Raw genomic sequence first — 19,609 nt, forward strand, 5'->3', positions numbered from 1 at the left:
TGTCGCCTTCGCGGGTAAACCCGCTCCCACAGGTTCAGCGCAACCCTTGTGGGAGCGGGTTTACCCGCGAAAAGGCCGGCGCAGCGCAGCAGTCTTCCTTGCCCACCGCGTTCTATGCCAAACTCCGTCCCTTTAAGGCTTGCCTGCCAGGACTTATGCTCTCTTCACCCAGCCTCATCCCCAACCTGATCGCCGCCTTCCTTTATGTGGCCGCGACCGTCTACCAGGCTACCGGCCTGGCCCGTGGCGCCCGCGCCGACAAGCGGCTGCTCGGCCTGCTCGGCGCACTGGCGGTGCTCGCCCAGGGCGGCGCGCTGTTCTTCCAGCTGATCACCCCGCTGGGCCTGAGCCTGGATTTCTTCAGCGCCGCCAGCCTGATCGCCGTGGCGGTGATCGGCCTGACGCTGATCGCCTGCCTGAGCATTCCAGTGGAAAACCTGCTGGTGCTGCTGTTCCCGCTGGGTGCGGTAACAGCGTTACTGGCGCAGTTCGCCCCGCCCGGCACGGTGCCGCTGATCAATGAAGAGCCAGGCATCCTCGCGCACATCCTGCTGTCGATCCTCGCCTATGGCCTGTTCACCATCGCCGTGTTCCAGGCCCTGCTGCTGTTGCTGCAGGACTACCAGCTCAAGCACAAGCACCCGTCCGGGCTGATCCGCAACTTCCCGCCGCTGCAGACCATGGAAAGCCTGCTGTTCGGCTTCCTCTGGGCCGGTTGGGGGCTGCTGTCGCTGTCGCTGATCTCCGGCTGGCTGTTCCTCGACAACCTATTTGCCCAGCACCTGGTGCACAAGACCCTGCTGGCCTGCGTGGCGTGGATCGTGTTCAGTGTGTTGCTGTGGGGCCGCACCCGCCTGGGCTGGCGTGGCCACAAGGCGATCCGCTGGACCCTCGCCGGTTTCTGCCTGCTGATGCTGGCCTATTTCGGCAGCAAGCTGGTCCGCGAATTCATCTTGCATATCTGACGGCCGCCCATGGATACCCTGCCGTACGCCCCGCTGCTCGGCACACTGGTACTGGCCCTGCTGTGGTCAGCGCTGTTCACCGCCGTGGACTGCGCTCGCCAGCAACAGAACGGCCACGCCGACCCGACCCTGCCCGCCCAGGCCCTGGTGCTCTGCGCCAGCCTCGGCAAGCTGCTGGTGCTGGGCCTGGCCTGCCTGATCGGCCAGCGCTACAGCGGCGAACACGGTTTCTGGCTGGCCGGGCTGGCCGCCACCGCAGCCTTGCTGGTGCTCGCCGAGTACCTGCCGCGACGCCTGGCCCGGCGCAATCCACAGGCATTCATCAGCCTTGGCGCCAGCCTGCTCAAGGTCCCGCTGGCCGCACTGCAACCCTTGGCCTGCCTGCTCGATGGCTGCGCCCGGTTGATCCTGCGCCCGTTCCGCGTGCAGCCCATGGCGGTGGCGCTGCACCCGCAGGAAGACGACTTCGATGACGACGAGCAGCATGACCCGTCCCACAATGGCTTGCTGGCGGGCTTGCAGGCCCTCGACAAGATCACCGTCAACGACATCCTGGTACCGCGCAACGAAGTCGACGGCATCAACCTCGACGACCCCATCGAGCGCATCGTCGAGCAACTGATCGTCAGCCGCCACACCCGCCTGCCGGTCTATCACAACGACATCAACCAGGTGGAAGCGGTACTCAACACCAAACTGATCAGCCACCTGCTGCCGCGCGCCGAACTCACCTTCGAAAAGCTCCAGGCCGCCTGCTACGAGCCCTACTTCGTCCCCGAAAGCACGCCCCTGCAGATGCAGTTGCTGAACTTCCACAAGCAACAGCGGCGCATGGGCGTGGTGGTGGACGAATACGGCGAAGTGCTGGGCATCGTCACCCTCGAAGACATCCTCGAAGAGATCGTCGGCGAATTCGAAGACGAACACAGCCTCGACAACCCCCACGTGCACCCGCAGAGCGATGGCCGCTTCATCATCGAGGGCACCGCCTCGCTGCGTGAGATCAACCGCACCCTCGGCTGGCACCTGCCCTGTGATGGCGGGCCGAAAACCCTCAACGGCCTGGTCACCGAGGCGCTGGAAAGCATCCCGGCAACGGCGGTATGCCTGAAGATCGGCCGTTATCGCCTGGAAATCCTCGAAACCGAGGACAATTGCGCCAGCAAGGTGCTGGTCTGGACCCTGACCCGATAGTTATACTCGGCCAACGCTTACCCAGCCCTGCCGTCCCGCCTGCTACCCGCACCCGGCGCCCCACGGCCAGTCCGCATCACTGACACGCCCCACGGCCCTGCGTCACCACCCCGAACAGCGCCCGACCCTCCCTACCCCCTGGGCTATCGTCAGTCACGCGACTCATAACAATACGCTCCGGCTCCCGTGTGCCTGCCACATGGGCCGTGCCCCATGGAGCATCGACTGTCAGGGACCTACGCATGACTACCAGCAGCACCTACGCCGAACCTGCCTCGGCGGCCCCGGTCAACTCGCCAGCGCGGGTGGCCACCGCCAGTTTCATCGGCACTGCCATCGAGTTCTACGATTTCTACGTCTACGCCACCGCCGCCGCCCTGGTGATCGGGCCGGTGTTCTTCCCGTCCGGGTCGGGCACCGCGCAGATGCTCGCGGCCTTCCTTACCTTCGGCATCGCGTTCCTCGCCCGGCCACTGGGCTCGGCGCTGTTCGGTCACTTCGGCGACCGTATCGGGCGCAAGTCGACCCTGGTCGCTTCACTGTTGCTGATGGGGGTTTCGACCACGCTGATTGGCGTGCTCCCGGGCTATGACAGCATCGGCGTGTGGGCGCCGGTCCTGCTCTGCATCCTGCGCTTCGGCCAAGGCCTGGGCCTGGGCGGCGAATGGGGTGGCGCGGCGCTGCTGGCCACCGAGAACGCCCCTGAAGGCAAGCGCGCCTGGTTCGGCATGTTCCCGCAACTGGGCCCCTCGATCGGCTTTTTGGCCGCCAACGGCCTGTTCCTCACCCTGGCCCTGGTACTCAGCGACGAGCAGTTCCGCGACTGGGGCTGGCGCATTCCGTTCCTGCTCAGTGCCGCGCTGGTGCTGGTTGGCCTGTACGTACGCCTGAAACTCGAGGAAAGCCCGGTATTCGCCAAGGCCGTGGCGCGCCAGGAGCGGGTCAAGATGCCGGTGGTCGAACTGTTCGCCCAGTACTGGCTGCCGACCCTGTTGGGCGCGGCGGCGATGGTGGTGTGCTACGCGCTGTTCTACATCTCCACGGTGTTCTCGCTGAGCTACGGCGTGACGACGCTGGGCTACAGCCGCGAGACCTTCCTCGGCCTGCTGTGCTTCGCCGTGGTGTTCATGGCCCTGGCCACGCCACTGTCGGCCTGGCTCAGCGACCGCTACGGGCGCAAGCCGGTATTGATCGTGGGTGCGCTGCTGGCCATCGCCTCGGGCTTCGCCATGGAGCCGCTGCTCACCTCGGGCTCGACCACGGGCGTGGCACTGTTCCTGAGCATCGAGCTGTTCCTGATGGGGGTGACCTTCGCGCCGATGGGCGCCTTGCTGCCAGAGCTGTTCCCGACCCACGTGCGCTACACCGGCGCCTCGGCGGCCTACAACCTGGGCGGCATCGTCGGCGCCTCGGCGGCACCGTTCTTTGCCCAGAAGCTGGTGAGCATGGGGGGCTTGAGCTGGGTGGGGGGGTATGTGTCGGCGGCGGCGGTGATCAGCCTGATTGCCGTGTTGTGCCTTAAAGAGACGCGCAATACCGAGCTTTGAACCTCTTAAAACGATCGCGGGGCAAGCCCGCTCCCACCTGTGCGATGTGACACACGTGGGAGCGGGCTTATGGGAAACCTCCCTCCCCTTTTGTGCGGTGTACCGGGGTGGGGAGCGGGCTTGCCCCGCGATGCATTTCAGATCAGAACTCGACCTTGACCGCCTGCGAAGCGCGGGTCGCCTTGGCCCGTGCGGCTTCAACCGACTCATCACGCGCCAGGCACACGCCCATGCGGCGAGTGCCGTTGATCTCAGGCTTGCCGAACAGGCGGATGGCGGTGTCCGGCTCGCTCAGGGCGGCGTTCAGGTTGGCAAAGGCGGCCTGCTGCGACTGGCCTTCGGGCAGGATCACCGCCGAAGCCGACGGGCCGAACTGGCGCACCACCGGGATCGGCAGGCCGAGAATCGCCCGGGCGTGCAGGGCGAACTGCGACAGGTCCTGGGAAATCAAGGTCACCAGGCCGGTGTCGTGCGGGCGCGGCGACACTTCGCTGAACCACACCTGGTCACCCTTGACGAACAGTTCGACGCCGAACAGGCCACGCCCACCCAGGGCGTCGGTGACCGCCTGGGCCACCCGCTGCGACTCAGCCAGGGCTTTCGGGCTCATCGCCTGAGGCTGCCAGGACTCCTGGTAGTCGCCCTTCTCCTGACGGTGGCCGACCGGCTCAAGGAAGGTGGTGCCGCCCACATGGCGCACGGTCAGCAAGGTGATTTCGTACTCGAAGTCGATGAAGCCCTCGATGATCACCCGGCCCTTGCCGGCGCGGCCGCCTTCCTGGGCGTAGTCCCAGGCCTTCTGCAGGTCGTCGGCGCTGCGCAGCAGGCTCTGGCCCTTGCCCGACGAGCTCATCACCGGCTTGACCACGCACGGGTAGCCGAGGTCGGCGACGGCCTTGCTGTAGTCCTCGAAGGTGTCGGCGAAATGGTAAGGCGAGGTCGGCAGGTCCAGCTCTTCGGCGGCCAGGCGGCGGATGCCTTCGCGGTTCATGGTCAGTTGGGTGGCGCGGGCGGTGGGGACGACATTGAAGCCTTCGTTCTCAAGCTCCACCAGCGTGGCGGTGGCGATGGCCTCGATCTCGGGGACGATGTAGTGCGGCTTTTCCGCCTCGATCACCGCGCGCAGGGCCACGCCGTCGAGCATGTTGATCACGTGGCTGCGGTGCGCGACCTGCATGGCCGGGGCATTGGCGTAACGGTCGACGGCGATCACCTCGACGCCCAGGCGCTGCAGCTCGATCACCACTTCCTTGCCCAGCTCGCCGCAGCCGCACAGCAGTACACGGGTCGCGGTAGGCGACAATGGGGTTCCGATACGGGTCATTTCAGGTCCTCGAAGGCGTCCGGGGCCGCGCCACGCTGGCTGCCGCCCGCTGAAAATTGGACCCGCATTCTACATCAGGATGCGACCATCGCGCGCCGGGCGCGCCAGGCCATGATCAGCCATACCGCGGTGACTCCGGCGAACTTCGACGCCAGCGCCGTGCCGATCACCACGGGGGTCAATGCGCCGATCATGCCGAAGAAGATGAAGGTGTCCACCGGGATGCTCAGCGCCGAGCTCAGCCACAGGCGGTCGCGCAGGGGCCGGCGGGTGACGCTGAATACCAGCCAGTCGATCAATTCGGAGACGAAGAACGCGGTAGCGCTGGCCAGGGCGATGGCAGGCTCAGAGGTGGCATACGAGAGCACCAGAGCCGCCAGCATGGCCAGCAGCGCGCCATGGCCGTAGCGGGTCTGCACCATGTCGCGCAGGATGAACACCAACCCGCCCCAGGCGGACCAGATCACATCCAGGTGCGGTGCGCTGGAGAAGGCGTAGTTGATCAGCACCACGCTGCTGATATAGGCGATGAGAAAGAACATGGGCTATCTGGATGTTGGGCAAGCCGCACAGAATACTTGAATTCAAAGTCAGCGCCAGACTCTTCGCGGGTAAACCCGCTCCCACAGGGATCGCGCAGCTGTTTGAATTGCGAGCAAGACAGTTGCTCCCACAGGTTGTCGCTGAACCTGTGGGAGCGGCGGTTCGCCGCTGCGATTTACCCGCGAATGAAACCGCAACGGTTCACATGCCGATGATCAGCCCCGCTGCCACCGCCCGCTCATGGCAGCGCTTGAGCACCTCACGGCGCTCCTGGTTGTCCATCCGCCCCCAGCGGGTGATCTCGCTCACCGTGCGCTGGCACCCGGTGCAGACATCCTGCTCGTCCAGGGCGCAAATGCTGACGCAGGGCGAGGCCACGGGCCGTTCGTCAGTCTTCATCGAGCACCAGGTCACGGGCGTAACGCTGGGCGTTGTGCACATAATGCGCAGCGCTGGCTTCGAGCATGCGCTGCTGCTGCTCGGTCAGCTCGCGCACCACCTTGCCAGGCGAGCCCATTACCAGCGAGCCGTCGGGGATTTCCTTGCCTTCGGGGATCAGTGCATTGGCGCCGATGATGCAGTGCTTGCCGATGCGCGCACCGTTGAGGATCACCGCATTGATGCCGATCAGGCTGTAGTCGCCCACCGTGCAGCCATGCAGCATGGCGTTATGGCCGATGGTCACGCCCTTGCCGAGGGTCAGCGGCGAGCCCATGTCGGTGTGCATCACCGTGCCGTCCTGGACGTTGCTGTCCTCGCCGATGTCGATCAGCTCGTTGTCGCCGCGCAGCACCGCGCCGAACCACACGCTGGCACGCGCCTGCAGGCGTACCTTGCCGATCAGCGTGGCATTGGGTGCGGCCCAACTGGTGGGATGGGTCTCGACCCGCAGGTCGCCCAGGCGGTATTTCATGTGTCGCTCCTCACGGTTGAACGCCGGTGGCGGGGTGTGCCCCGCTCAGTTCTGGATGAAACGCTCTGGCGGCTTGTGCAGGCTGATGCCGGCATCGAACAGCAGGTTGACCAGCTCGACGATCATGATCGCCGACAGCCCCCAGATCTTGTAGTCGCCATAGCGGTAGCTGGGCACGTACCAGCTGCGGCCCTGGTAATCGATACGGTGGGTGTGGTCGCGCGGGTCCTGGCGAAAGAACGCCAGCGGCACCGTGAACACGGCGGCAATTTCCGCATCGTTGGCGTGGTACTCGACGTAATCGGGGATCAGCCCGACGAAGGGTGTCACCTTCAGGCCATGCAATGAAATCAGCGGGCTGAGCGGGCCGATCACCTCGACCAGGCCGGGCGGCAGGCCGATTTCTTCTTCTGCTTCACGCAGGGCCGTGAACACCAGGTCCGGGTCCTCCGGATCGCGCCGCCCGCCAGGGAACGCCACTTCGCCACCGTGGGTGGACAAACCCTTGGCACGCAGAGTGAGCACCAGCTCGGGCTCATCGCTGCGGGTGATGGGTAACAGCACCGCTGCTTCCGGAAAACGGCTGTCCACCTGCAGTGACGCAGGGGTGTGGTTGCTCATTCGGCGAAGAAGCTCGTCCAGCATTACGCACTCTCGATTCCAAGGCCTGCCGTGCATGATGCACCAAAGCCTGCGGGCACCCAAGCCCTGCCCCGGGCTGCTTGCAGTGGGCCGACCGCGCGCGCCAAGATAGCCAGACCCCACAGGAATGATGAAAGCATGAAATTCTGCAGCGCGTGCGGCCAGCCGGTCATCCAGCGAATCCCCGAGGGCGACAGCCGCCCACGGTATGTGTGCGAGCATTGCCAGACCATCCATTACCAGAACCCCAACATCGTTGCCGGGGTGCTGCCCACCTGGGGCAGCCAGGTGCTGCTGTGCCGCCGTGCCATCGAGCCACGCCGCGGTTTCTGGACCCTGCCCGCCGGTTTCATGGAGAACGGCGAGACCCTCGACGACGCCGCTCGTCGCGAAACCGTGGAAGAGGCCTGCGCCCGGGTCACGCAAATGAGCCTGTACCAGTTGTTCGACCTGCCGCACATCAACCAGGTGCACGTGTTCTTCCGCGCGGAACTGGCCGACCTGGACTTCGCCGTCGGCGTCGAGAGCCTGGAGGTACGGTTGTTCGAGGAACACGAGATCCCGTGGGATGAGCTGGCTTTCCGCACCGTCACACGCACACTAGAATGCTACTATCGCGACCGCGTCAGGCAGCATTACCCGATAGGCCATGAATACCTGCCGCCGATGAATGTCGCGTCATCCACCACTTAAGTTTTCAGGGATACGGTTTCATGCGCTGGTTGCTTGCCCTTTTCTGCCTCAGTGTCGCCTCGGTTTCGCATGCCGCGTTCACCGAAACCATCATTCGCAAGCCACAACCGGTCGTGCAGACCGTTTCACCCGCCAGCGCCGTGGTGCAGGGGCCGTTGATCGACAAAGTGCTGGTGCTCAAGTCCGAACGCCGCCTGCAACTGATCAGCCGTGGCGAACCGCTGAAGACCTACCGTATTTCCCTGGGCAAGCAACCCAAGGGCGCCAAGGTGCGCGAGGGCGACAAGAAAACCCCCGAGGGCCTGTACTGGCTCGACTGGCGCAAGGTCAGCGACCGCTACAACCTGGCCATGCACATCTCCTACCCGAACATCACCGACGCCGCCAAGGCCCGCCGTGAAGGGGTGGATGCCGGTGGCATGATCATGATCCACGGCACCCCGATCAACGAGGAATACCCGGAGTGGTACTTCCACACCCTCGACTGGACCGAGGGCTGCATCGCCATGCGCAACGACGACATGCGCGAAGTGTGGAGCATGGTCAAGGACGGTACTTTGATCGAAATCCGCCCTTGAGCAAGCGCCCCGTCGGCGCAATTTCCTAGGAAATCCCCTACACATTCTCACCACCCATCTGGCATTCAGATGGGCTCGGGACCGCATCTAATCGGCTAGGCAGATTCATAGAATCCACGCAAACGAGTACTTCCTTCGTACACGAATTGCCGGATTTCGCCATGCCGACCACCCTCCGTCGTGCCATCCCGCTGTACCTCGCCTGCCTGCTGCTGAGCCTGTGCAGCGTACCGGCCGCCGCGGCAGAAGACCCGGCTAGCCTGCAACTGCGCGACCAGCAGCAGTCGATACGCGAACTGGAACAGCGCCAGCGCCTGCAACGCTGGCAGTACCGCCAACCGTCCAGCCGCACGCCGCGAGGCACCTCGCCAGACGATGCCGGCAGCCCCTGCTGGCCAGTGTCGGGGGTGCGCATGAGCGGCAATCGCCGGCTCTCGGCCAGCGACCTCGAAGGCACCTTGCGCCCGCTGGTGCTGCCCTGCATGGACGTGGCGGCCGTCAACCGGCTGTTCAGGGCACTGACCGAACGCTATGTGCAGGCCGGCTATCCACTTGCGCGCCCCTATCTGCTGCAGGCACCGCAGCCCGGCCTGCCACTGGACATCCTGATCGTCGAGGGCTTTGTCGAAGCCATCGAACTGGCCGGCGACGAGCTGCCGCTGTCGCTGCGCGGTGCCTTCCCCGGCCTGCTCGGCCAGCCACTGCACCTGCCTGACCTGGAGCAAGGCCTGGACCAGCTCAATCGCCTGCGGGCCTACGACCTTGGCGCCGAGCTGCTGCCCGGCGAGGTGGCGGGGGCGACGCGCGTACGCATCGTCCCACGCCAGGTCGGCGCCCGCTGGCACCTGGAAAGCCGCTTCGACAACCGCGGCAGCCCACTGACCGGCCGCCAGCGCCTCAACCTCGGGCTCGGCCTGGACAGCCCGCTGGGGCTGAACGACGACCTGCGGGTAGCGCTGTTCTCGACCGTGCTGCAGGCGCCCGGCGCCAGCCAGGGGTTGAGCCTGTACTACAGCATCCCTTACGGCCCCTGGTCCTTCGCGCTCAGCGCCAGCCAGTTGAGCTATCACTCACCGTTGCCCGGCGGGCGCCAGGCCAGCGGCGGCAGCCAGTTCCAGGGCCTGAGCGGCGAGCGGGTGCTGTGGCGCAACCAGCAGGGCATGCTCAGCGCCGGCCTGCGCCTGGACCACAAACGCCTGGACAACTACCTGCAACGCCAACGCCTGGCCGTGCAAAGCCCGACCCTCACCACCCTCGACGCCGGCCTCAACCTGCTGTGGCTGGAGCATGGCTTGTGGAGCGCCTCGCTGGGGCTCAGCCAGGGCCTTGACGCACTCGGCGCCGACCGCCGCGCGCTGCGCCCCGGCGCCCCGAAACCCGACTTTCGCAAGTACCGCGCCAGCCTGCTGTACCTGGCCCAGGCACCGCCCGAGCACCCCTGGCGCTGGCAAAGCGAGCTGAACCTGCAATACAGCCCCGACCCGCTGCCCGCCATCGAGCAGCTGCTGCTCAGTGACAACAACAGTGTCCGCGGCGTGCGCCAGCGCACCGTCTCCGGCGCCAGCGGGGCCGCCTGGCGCAATACCCTCAGCTACCCCTTCGACCTCCTTTCATCCACCGCCGTGCAACTGCGCCCCTACCTGGGCCTGGACCTGGGCTGGACCCGCTTCGACCACGGCAGCCCTTCGCAGCGCCTGGCCGGCGGCACCCTGGGCCTGGAGCTGAGCCTGCCCGGCAACCGCATACGCCTCGATTACCAACGCGCCCTGTACGCCAGCGATCGCCCGCGCCGCGCGCTCGAGCCCGGCTTCTGGGGCCTGGAGTGGACCTTGAACCTCTGATTCATCCACCGAAAGGAGAGCACCACCATGAAAACGACCGAACATCCCCGCCCGCTGCGCCCCGACCGGCTGCGCTGGGCCATGTTCCTTTGCCTGTGCGCTTCGCCCACGCTGCTGGCCGCCGGCCCGCCGCAACCTGCCCCCGGCCCGGGCGGCACGCCATTGCTCAGCGAGGCGCACGGCGTCCCGGTGATCGATATCGTTGCGCCCAATGCCAGCGGCCTGTCGCACAACCAGTTCCTCGACTACAACGTCGGCAACCAGGGCCTGGTCCTGAACAACGCCGTGCACGCCGGCCAGTCGCAACTGGCCGGTGCCCTGGCGGCCAACCCGCAGTTCCAGGGCCAGGCCGCCTCGACCATCCTCAACGAAGTGATCAGCCGCAACGCCTCACTGATTGAAGGCCCACAGGAGATTTTCGGCCGTGCTGCCGACTACATCCTCGCCAACCCCAACGGCATCACCCTCAACGGCGGTAGCTTCATCAACACCACCCGCGCCGGTTTGCTGGTGGGCACCCCGGTCATCGAAGACCAGCAGCTCAAGTACCTGGATACGCTCAAGGCCGAGGGCGCGCTGCAGGTACTGGCGCAAGGGCAGTCCAACAAGGAAGGCGCGCTGGACCTGATCGCCCCGCGCATCGACAGCGTCGGGCCGATCGAGGCCAAGGGCGAGCTGAACCTGAACGTCGGCCGCCAGCGCCTCGACGCTGCCAGCGGCGAGGTACTGCAGCACCTGCCCGGCACCCCGGGCAGCATCGACGCCAGCCTGTTTGGCGCCATGCGTGCCGGGCGCATCCGCGTGGTGAGCAGCGCCGAAGGCGCAGGCGTCAAGGTCGGCGCCGTGGCCTTGCAGGCCGATGACCAGCTGACCATCCGCTCCGCCGGCGACCTGCGTGTGCAAGGCACCGGGCAGCACCAGGCCAGCCTGACCAGCAGCCGCGGCGCACTGACCCTGGACGCCGCCGGCGACCTGCAACTGACCGCCACCCGCGGCCAGGCCGAGCGCATCGAAGCCCGCGCGGGGCAGACACTCACCCTGGATGCCGCCACCCGCGAAGAAATACAACGAGACCGCGATGCCTGGGACAAGAAATGGTGGTTCGTCACCACGGAAACCTACAACCGCGAGCGCACCCAGACCGACCGTGCGCAACAGGGCTCGGTACTGCAGGCCAGTGACGACCTCACCCTCGACGCCCGCGACGACCTGCAACTGAGCGCCGCCCAGCTGCAGGCCGGAGGCACGCTGGCCTTGCACAGCGGTGCCGACCAGGCAATCGACGCCGCAGTCGACAGCAGCACCGTCGACGAGCAGGTGCGCCATCGCAAACACCTCTGGCGCGGCGACAGCGACAGCCAGCAATACCGCGAAAAGGCCAGCCCCAGCACCCTCCAGGGCGCGCAGATCGTGGCCAGCGCAGGCAATGCCCTGCGGGTCCGCGCCAGCACCCTGCACAGCCAGGGCGACCTGCAGTTGCAGGCACGCCAGGTCGAGGTGGGCGAACAGGCGCTCAAGGATAGCGGCAACCAGCGCGACTACCGCGGCGACCTGGTGTCCGGCACCTTCTTCGGCAAGCGCAACGGCGACCAGACCCAGGGCAGCCAGGCCAGCGGCAGCAGCCTGCGCGCCGAAGGCAAGCTCAGTGTCAGTGCCGACAGCATGGCCATCCGCGGCAGCACGGTCAGCAGTGGCGGCGACGCCGTGCTCTACAGCGACAAGGCCGCGCTGACGGTCGAGGCCGCAAAGAGCACCCGCCAATCGCAGCAAAACGCCAGTGACAGCAAAGTGTTCGGCCTGCTCGGCAAGAGCAGCGAAACCCGGCAGAACACGCAACAGGTGCTGCAGAGCGACCTGCGCTCCACCAGCAACCTGCGCCTGGCCAGCGCCGATGAGTTGAAGGTGCAGGGGGCCACCCTCAGTGCCGGGCAAAAGCTGGAGCTCGATGCCAAGGGCAACCTCGACATCGAAAGTGCACAAACCACCCACAGCACCGAACGCTCCAGCCAACAACGCTATCTGACTGCCAGCGCCCAACAAACCCGGCTGGCGCAGGACGGCAAGCCGGACTCGCGCCAGTACGACGCCAGAGTCGGCTACGAGGTTGCCCAGGTCGACGAGCGGCAATCGGCAACGCAGCAGGTCGCCAGCACGCTGAGCGGCGCTGCCGTTGACCTGCGCAGTGGCGGACAGCTGAACGTCACCGGCTCACAGGTGCTGGCCAACTCCGCGGACCTGAGCCTGCAGGCGCAGAAGGTGGTTCTCGACGCCGCGCGCCATACCGAGGCCAACCATACGACCGACACTCGCAGCGGCGGCGGCCTTGCCGTGACCGGTGGCATCGACCGCATCGGCAGTGCCTTCTACGGCCACCGCAAGCAGGACAGCCAGCGCGAAACCAGCAGCACGCTGCAACGCAGCGAACTCAAGGCCGCTGGCGACCTGCGCATCGACACCCCGCACCTGGCCAGCGAAGCGGCCAGTGTCGAGGCCGCAGGTACACTGCTGGTCAACGCCCCGCGCATCGACAATCGTGCCGCGCACAACAGCACGGCCCGCGAACAGCGCAGCAACCACTGGCAGGGCAGCCTGGGGGCGAGCATCGAGTACCGCGATATTTCCCGGCCCATCGAACGCCTGGTCAACGGCGATGAAGCCGCGCGCTTCCAGCAGCCCGGCATCGAAGACGCGCTGGCACCACCCAGTGTTGGCGCCGACCTGACCGTAAACCACCTCGCCCGCACCCAGACCGACGCCAACAGCAGCGCCCAGGCCAGCACTTTCAGTGGCGCCACGGTACGCATCGACGCCAAGCGTATCGATGACCAGGGCACCCACTACAGCGCCAGCAGCGGCCCGCTGCAGATCCAGGCCGACACGCATCAACTGCTTGCTGCAAGCGACGAGCAGCAGCACGAAGTGCGGCGTCTGGCAGTCGACGGCGGCTTGCGGGTGGATACCAGCACCGGGCAGGACATCAACGGCCGCCTCGAAGGCAAAGGCGGCGCCCTGGCGAACCGGCAGACCACTACCCTCGCCCGCCCCGGCAGCCTGTATGGGCAAACCGGTATCCAGGTACAACTGGGCAGCGATGGGCGGTATGAAGGCACGCGTTTCGACGGTGGCGATGGCGCGGTCAGCTTGGTCAGCACCGGCAACCTGACCTTGGCTGCGGCCCATGACCGCACCACGCAGAACAAAACGCAACTGGACGCCAGCCTCTGGGCCAAGGGCGGCAACCGCCCCGGCAGCCAGGGCCTCGACCTGCGTGGTTACCTCGATCACAGCCGGCGGCAAGGCGCGGACACCAAGGCGCAGGTAGCCCAGGTCGACGCCAAGGGCGCGGTCGAACTCAATAGCGCCTCCAACCTGCACCTTGAGGGCACGCGTATCGATGCCAGCGGCGACATCACCCTGCACAGCGACGGCCTGCTGACAGTTGGCGCCGCCAGTGATAGCCATGAGGCCAGCGGTTCCACCCTCGGTGGCGGTCTGGAAATCGCCGGCACAACCGGTGCAGGCAAAGGCGGTAACCTGGGCGGGCACTTCACCAGCGCCAAGGTGGATGAACATGACCTTCAGGCCGTGGACGCCCGCTTCACCAGCAAGGCTGCGCTGCAGCTCACCAGCCTGGCCCGTGATGACGTCGCCCTGCAGGTTCAGGGGCTGCAGGCCAGCGCCCCGCGGATCGGCCTGGATGCCAGGCACGGCGGTTTGCTGATCGAAGCATCGAGCCAGCAGGAGCACCGCGACAATCGCGACATCACCGCCGGGGCCGGCTTCAAGCTGAACCGTGGCGAAACCCGCGACAAGGATGTGCGCGCCCTGCACGGACGGGTGCAGGTGGGACTCGACAGGCGCAACAACCAGGCCTGGCACGACAGCACCCTGAACGCCGGGGAGATCGACCTGCACAGCCGTGGCGACACACGTATCGAAGGCGCACGCCTGGATGCCGAGCGCATCAGTGGCAAGGTGGGCGGCGACTTGCTGGTCGCCAGCCGCAAGGACCGAGTCGACAGCCTCGCGCTGACGGTTGACGGGCGCCTCAGCCAGGAGAAGAACCCGCAGGGGCATATCAACGCTGCCAGCGCACTGGCCGGGCCGGCTGGCGACAAGGTGCGCGACAAGGCCGGCAAGTGGCTGGCCAAGTCGGAGCCCGCCTTGTCACCGACGCTCAAGGTGCAAGTCAGCCATCAACAACGTGACACCGTCACCCGGCAGACCACCCTCGCCGGCACCCAGGGCATCGACCTGAAAGTGGCAGGCGATACCCGCCTGACCGGTGCCAGGCTGCTGGCCAGCGAAGGCCGCGTCGACCTGGGCGGCAGCAGTGTCACCCGTGAGACCTTGAGCGGTCGTGACTATCGCCGCGACCTGTCGCTGGACGCGTCCAACTCACCGATCGACCTAGGCACCGCCGTGCTCGAAAGCATCCAAGGCAAAGGCGCCGCCGGGGGCGACAACTCGCTTGACCTGGGCCTGTTGCGTACCAGTGGCCATAGCCGTGGTACCGAGTGGGTGTCTCGGATCGACGGCAAGCCGTAGCCATCACGGCTAAACATGCAGAAACAAAGCCTGCGCAGCAATCGCCGGGGCCGCGAGCCCCGGTAACCTTTCTGCAAACTGATCGTCACATTTGCGACCTACAGTTTGCGTTTGCTTCAACTCGGATAAAAAAGGACACCTGATGAGTCGAGACAGCGGCGACAACCTGGACCGCAACCTGAGCGGCAACCTGCCGATGGCCAGCGTCATGGACGCCTACCTGAGCCGTCGGGCCGTGGTACGCGGCGGCCTGGGCGCTGCAATCGCCATGATCGCCGGCGCAGGCCTGGCCGGCTGCTTCGACAGCGGCGCCAGCACCCCTGCCCCCACGCCGAAACCTGCCACGCCCAAACTTGGCTTCCAATCGATCAAAGGCTCGCGCACCGACGCCTGCGTCGTCGCCGCCGGCTACAGCGCCTATGTACTGGCGCCTTGGGGCACGCCGCTGAACAGCAGCGGCAAACCTTGGCAAGCGGACGGCAGCAACAGCGCCGCCGACCAGGCCAATGCCATGGGCATGCACCATGACGGCATGCATTTCTTCCCCATCGATGGCAGCTCCGACGACGGCCTGCTGGCGATCAACTTCGAATACATCGACACCGCCGCCCTGCACCCGGCCGGCCCTACCACGGTCGACGGCAAGCGCCCGGCCGAAGAGGTGCGCAAGGAGATCAACGCCCACGGCGCCGGCGTGGTACGCATCCGCAAGGTCGGCGGGCGCTGGCAGGTGGTCGACAACGACCCGCTGAACCGGCGCTTCACCACCGCCACGGTGATGGACATCGCCGGCCCCCTGCGCGGCACAGAGCACGTCAAGACCCGCTTCTCGCCCAGTGGCGTGGAATGCCGTGGCACCAACAACAACTGCGGCAACGGCTACACCCCATGGGGCACTTACCTGACCTGCGAGGAGAACTGGCCGGGCATCTTCGTCAACACCGCCACCCGCCCTGCCGACCAGGTGCGCATCGGCGTCTCCGCCACCACGGGCCAATACAGCTGGGAAACCGCCGCCGGGGACGCCAGCGAGTTCGACGACGAATTCGCCCGTTTCAACCTCACCCCGAGCGGTGCCAGCGCCAGCGACGACTTCCGTAACGAGGCCAGCACCTACGGTTACATCGTCGAGATCGACCCCTACAACAGCGCCACCCGGGCGGTGAAGCGCACCGCGCTGGGCCGGTTCCGCCACGAGGGCTGCTGCCCGGGCCTGGCCGTGGCCGGCAAGCCGCTGGTCTGGTACACCGGCGACGACTCCAACAACGAGTACCTGTACAAGTTCGTCTCGGACGCGCTGTGGGACCCGGCCGATGCCAAGCCTGCCGACCGCCTGGCCACCGGCGCCAAATACCTGGACAAGGGCAAGCTCTACGTGGCGCGGTTCGATGCCGACGGCAAGGGTGTGTGGCTGCTGCTCGATGCAGTAACCGCCACGACCGACGGCGCCACCCTGGGGGCACGTTATGGCGACCTGGCGGGCATCATCCTCAATACCCGTGGCGCCGCCGACGCCGTGGGCGCAACGCCGATGGACCGCCCCGAGTGGACCGCGGTCAACCCGCTCAATGGCGACGCCTACCTCACCCTGACCAACAACAGCGCACGCAGCCCGGACAAGGTCGATGCGGCCAACCCGCGCGGCCCCAACCGCCACGGCCACATCATCCGTTGGCACGAAAGCGACGATCACCAGCGCTTCACCTGGGACATCTTCGTGTTCGGCGCCAACGCCGCCGGCGGCCCCGACATCAACCGCTCCGGCCTGACCGAGATGAACCAGTTCGCCAGCCCCGACGGCATGCGCTTCGATAGCCGCGGCGTACTGTGGTTCGAGACCGACAACGGCGAACAGAGCGTGACCAGCTACACCAACGACCAGTTGCTGGCGGTGATCCCCACCGACCTGGTGGATGGCAACGGCAAGCAGATACCGGTCAACGCCAGCAACCAGGCGGACCTGCGGCGCTTCTTCGTCGGGCCCAATGGCTGCGAGGTGACGGGCATCGCCTTCACCCCGGATAACAAGACCCTGTTCGTCAACATCCAGCACCCGGAAAACTGGCCAGCCAGCGGGATCGCCACCGATGCCACGCCGGCCGGCGAAAAGGTGCGCCCACGCTCTTCGACCGTGGTCATCCAGCGTAACGACGGCGGGGAGATCGGCATCGCCTGAAAGGCGCGGTAAATCGCTTGCAACAGGCCACATGGCAGCAACTGACGGCAAGGTCGTCAGTTGCTGCGGCCAGCCGACTCAGACCTGGATGAACACCAAGAAAGATGTTTCCCGCGTCACTGTAGGATCCAGTTCCATATTCTTCCGCAGCTTGTGAAACATCACGCTGAACGTCCTACACATTTGATGAGAGGACGCGACATGCACGGCATGAACAACGCCACGATGTACGAGGAAGAAGCACCCGTTTTCGAGAGTTCTTTCGCTCACGACCAGCTTACCGTGTTTGCCATGGATACCCCGGAGCTCGACTTCATGCTCACCTTCATGCCGGTGTTCGGCCTGGAAGTACCGGCTGAGGTCTATCTCAAGCTTCGTACCGACTTACTTGAAGGCGCCCTCGACAACCCTGCATTCCAGGTGGTGACGCAGCAAGACACCATCACCCGCTACGACAACGACTTGCAGGTCATCTTCATCGACCAGTCGGCCATCGACCGGGTGCTCGCCAATCCACAAGACACACCCGAATTCTTGTTGGCCCTGCTCGGCGCCTTTGGTGGCCATCTGGCCAACCTGATCCAGATCGAGCGCCACGCCATGGGCGAGGACGATCTGTCGCCACCGACACCTGAACAAGCGCAGGAAGTTGCCGGCAGATACGCCAGCATGATGACCTTCATCGACAGTTCCCCCGAGGACGGCACGGTGTTCGGCTATTTCACCGTTGCCGGGGAAGAACTGACACTGGCCCTGGATGTGAGCGACGCGCCCCCTGTTGAGGCGGTGATCCCGGAACTGCGTCGTGTCAGGCCACAACCACGGTTCGGCGCAGGCGAAGGTGGCCACGAAACGATCGCACAGGTCCTGAGGAAGGTCGGTTTCAGTGCGCAGGAAGTCAAGGCTGTCTACTTCGGCAACTGGCTACGCGACCATTCACAACTGATCGACCCCAAGCTCGTTCGCCCCATGGATGCCCCCAAGCAATTCCCCAGGAAGATCTCTCGAGACGCCCTCACCCAGATCGTCGACCTGCTGGCCCTCAAAGCGTTCAACAGCCTGCAGAACACTGAGGAGGGGCGCGAAGCCTACAGGGTGACTACCGAACTGCTCGGGGTGTATCGCCCGTCGGAACACATCGACAACCCCACCGACCACAGTGAGATGCCCCTCGACCCCAGGGCAATCGACGAGGATTTCGAAGCGCCGATCAGGCCAGGTGATGACGCGACCATGGTCTATCCCATTGAATCGAGAAAGGTCTACATGGATGGGCCGATCAATAACCTGCATCACCACATCCAAAGGGCTGGGTACTCCGACGAAAAAACAGATCGCCTGCGGCATTTCGGCGAGGCCCTGCATATCGTTGAAGATTATTTCGCCCACTCCAACTTCGTCGAGCTCAGCTTGCGCAAGCTTGGCCATAAGGACGTATTGCCCTGGACAACAGAAACCGACTGTAAACATGGCCTGCCAGTGGTTACCGGCCTGTTCAGCGGTTTCGACATACTCGCCAGTGTTGCCGAACCCTTGGCCAAGATGATGTTCCCCACCAGCCCTCCGGCGTTCAAGGACATTGAACGTGGCTACCGTAGCGATGCCGAGAAGGTGATGCTGATTCTGCTCCGCGAGCAGGAAAATCCCATGTGGCTGAATGCACTGGAAAGACTGCTGGCGCTGCGCGACAACCTCGCCGATAAGCCGTTGTTCCGCTTTACCCATTATGTGTATTGGGTCGTGACCCTGCCGTTGCGGGTGGTCGGCTATTACTGCAACCAAGTCTTCCAGTCATTGCTGACAAAACTCGGCGACCTGGTGGACGATTTCCAGACAGAGTTTGGCGATGATCCCAATACTACGCCGGGCGTAGACCCGACCCACTCACAGTTGGCCAAGGATCACGACACCCACCCCTTCCACGGACTGGCGACCTTGCTCGCCGAAGAGGCAGTAAAACAGTTGGGCGATCACATGCAGGCGTACTGGAGGGGTGAGCTTGAAGTGCCCCCCTCAGATCAGGCCATCGCCTTCATTCAGCACCCTTATGACACCGACTGGCAGGATGAAATCGTCAGGAAATGGGCATGTACCCATAAAGAGGAAATTGCGCGGGGTTCCTCTTCCAGCCTGTTCGACAAGCTGCGTGAAAGTTACCAGAAACATGCACGGGAACATCTGCGCGAGCTTGATGAGATCAAGAACTATACGCCGATCAAGACCAGCGAAAGTTTCAACAATCTGTTCCCGTTCTTTTGATTGCAATAACCTTTGAGCATAAAGAAGGGTGGGCCTAGGCCCACCCTTCTTCGTATCCATTCGAGCGTCGGCTCAAAGGTCCAGCAACTGCCAGACCTCATAAGCCGGTGTCTCATACGGATGGCTCCGTTTGAGCGCGTCGACGACCTGAATGATCAGCCCGTCAGCCACCACCAGCTCCACCTTCCACTCCTCGACCACCTCGACCTGGCCGGCCTGCCCGAGGTACGGCTGGCTGCCGTCCAACGGGCGGAACTGGCCCTGGCCGAGGGTCTGCCAGGCGCAGTGGTCATAGCCGCCGATGCGCCCGCCACCGGCGGCGAACACAGCGGCCTTGACCACTTCGACATGGCTGTCGGGGACGAAGAAGGCGAGCTTGTGCACCC

At 65.2% G+C, this 19,609-nt stretch carries 15 protein-coding genes; 9 read left to right on the forward strand and 6 right to left on the reverse strand.

The window, feature by feature from the left end; genetic code table 11:
• Nucleotides 1-155: 155 nt before the first annotated feature.
• The 3 genes from ACO6VM_RS06465 (at nucleotide 156) to ACO6VM_RS06475 (ending at nucleotide 3,706) form a co-directional block, all read left to right on the forward strand.
• Nucleotides 156-965, forward strand: coding sequence for a cytochrome C assembly family protein (locus tag ACO6VM_RS06465; protein WP_401056748.1), 810 nt, complete (start codon nucleotides 156-158; stop codon nucleotides 963-965).
• Nucleotides 966-974: 9 nt separating this feature from the next.
• Nucleotides 975-2,159: a transporter associated domain-containing protein gene (locus ACO6VM_RS06470; RefSeq protein ID WP_125859958.1), complete on the forward strand. Its 1,185-nt coding sequence runs from the start codon at nucleotides 975-977 to the stop codon at nucleotides 2,157-2,159.
• Between the two features lie 242 nt (nucleotides 2,160-2,401).
• Nucleotides 2,402-3,706 carry an MFS transporter gene (locus ACO6VM_RS06475; RefSeq protein WP_422402932.1) on the forward strand — a complete coding sequence of 435 codons (1,305 nt, stop codon included), beginning with the start codon at nucleotides 2,402-2,404 and terminating at the stop codon, nucleotides 3,704-3,706.
• A 142-nt stretch (nucleotides 3,707-3,848) separates the two neighbouring features.
• On the opposite strand, the gene purT is transcribed toward ACO6VM_RS06475, so the two are convergent.
• From purT to ACO6VM_RS06500, 5 genes are all read right to left on the reverse strand, one after another.
• Nucleotides 3,849-5,030: a formate-dependent phosphoribosylglycinamide formyltransferase gene (purT, locus tag ACO6VM_RS06480; RefSeq protein WP_422402933.1), complete on the reverse strand. Its 1,182-nt coding sequence runs from the start codon at nucleotides 5,028-5,030 to the stop codon at nucleotides 3,849-3,851.
• A 74-nt stretch (nucleotides 5,031-5,104) separates the two neighbouring features.
• Nucleotides 5,105-5,572, reverse strand: coding sequence for a preQ0 transporter (locus tag ACO6VM_RS06485; protein WP_401056750.1), 468 nt, complete (start codon nucleotides 5,570-5,572; stop codon nucleotides 5,105-5,107).
• A gap of 202 nt (nucleotides 5,573-5,774) precedes the next feature.
• Entirely contained in the window at nucleotides 5,775-5,972 is a 198-nt protein-coding gene (locus tag ACO6VM_RS06490; protein ID WP_390968270.1) for a DUF1289 domain-containing protein, read from the reverse strand.
• Nucleotides 5,962-6,486: a gamma carbonic anhydrase family protein gene (locus tag ACO6VM_RS06495; RefSeq protein ID WP_401056751.1), complete on the reverse strand. Its 525-nt coding sequence runs from the start codon at nucleotides 6,484-6,486 to the stop codon at nucleotides 5,962-5,964. Before ACO6VM_RS06495 ends, ACO6VM_RS06490 begins: the two co-directional genes overlap by 11 nt.
• A gap of 45 nt (nucleotides 6,487-6,531) precedes the next feature.
• On the reverse strand, nucleotides 6,532-7,131 hold the full coding sequence (locus ACO6VM_RS06500; RefSeq protein WP_125465258.1) for a CoA pyrophosphatase: 600 nt from the start codon (nucleotides 7,129-7,131) through the stop codon (nucleotides 6,532-6,534).
• Between the two features lie 135 nt (nucleotides 7,132-7,266).
• Here ACO6VM_RS06500 and ACO6VM_RS06505 point away from each other — a divergent pair, with 135 nt between their 5' ends.
• From ACO6VM_RS06505 to ACO6VM_RS06530, 6 genes are all read left to right on the forward strand, one after another.
• Nucleotides 7,267-7,821, forward strand: a complete 555-nt coding sequence (locus ACO6VM_RS06505; protein ID WP_401056752.1) for an NUDIX hydrolase — start codon at nucleotides 7,267-7,269, stop codon at nucleotides 7,819-7,821.
• Between the two features lie 20 nt (nucleotides 7,822-7,841).
• Nucleotides 7,842-8,399, forward strand: coding sequence for a L,D-transpeptidase family protein (locus ACO6VM_RS06510; RefSeq protein WP_347148728.1), 558 nt, complete (start codon nucleotides 7,842-7,844; stop codon nucleotides 8,397-8,399).
• Between the two features lie 161 nt (nucleotides 8,400-8,560).
• On the forward strand, nucleotides 8,561-10,240 hold the full coding sequence (locus ACO6VM_RS06515) for a ShlB/FhaC/HecB family hemolysin secretion/activation protein (protein WP_422402934.1): 1,680 nt from the start codon (nucleotides 8,561-8,563) through the stop codon (nucleotides 10,238-10,240).
• A gap of 27 nt (nucleotides 10,241-10,267) precedes the next feature.
• The gene (locus tag ACO6VM_RS06520) at nucleotides 10,268-14,788 is read left to right on the forward strand and encodes a hemagglutinin repeat-containing protein (protein ID WP_422402935.1); all 4,521 of its coding nucleotides are present in this window, start codon (nucleotides 10,268-10,270) and stop codon (nucleotides 14,786-14,788) included.
• Nucleotides 14,789-14,930: 142 nt separating this feature from the next.
• The gene (locus ACO6VM_RS06525; RefSeq protein ID WP_422402936.1) at nucleotides 14,931-16,964 is read left to right on the forward strand and encodes a PhoX family protein; all 2,034 of its coding nucleotides are present in this window, start codon (nucleotides 14,931-14,933) and stop codon (nucleotides 16,962-16,964) included.
• A gap of 201 nt (nucleotides 16,965-17,165) precedes the next feature.
• Nucleotides 17,166-19,223 (forward strand): HET-C-related protein, encoded by a 2,058-nt coding sequence (locus ACO6VM_RS06530; RefSeq protein ID WP_422402937.1) that lies wholly within the window; start codon nucleotides 17,166-17,168, stop codon nucleotides 19,221-19,223.
• A gap of 72 nt (nucleotides 19,224-19,295) precedes the next feature.
• Here the strand turns inward: ACO6VM_RS06530 and ACO6VM_RS06535 are convergent, their stop codons facing one another.
• Nucleotides 19,296-19,607, reverse strand: a complete 312-nt coding sequence (locus tag ACO6VM_RS06535; protein ID WP_401056758.1) for an NGG1p interacting factor NIF3 — start codon at nucleotides 19,605-19,607, stop codon at nucleotides 19,296-19,298.
• Nucleotides 19,608-19,609 lie beyond the last annotated feature (2 nt).

This window comes from Pseudomonas sp. GZD-209 (genome assembly GCF_049310485.1).
GTDB lineage: Bacteria > Pseudomonadota > Gammaproteobacteria > Pseudomonadales > Pseudomonadaceae > Aquipseudomonas > Aquipseudomonas sichuanensis.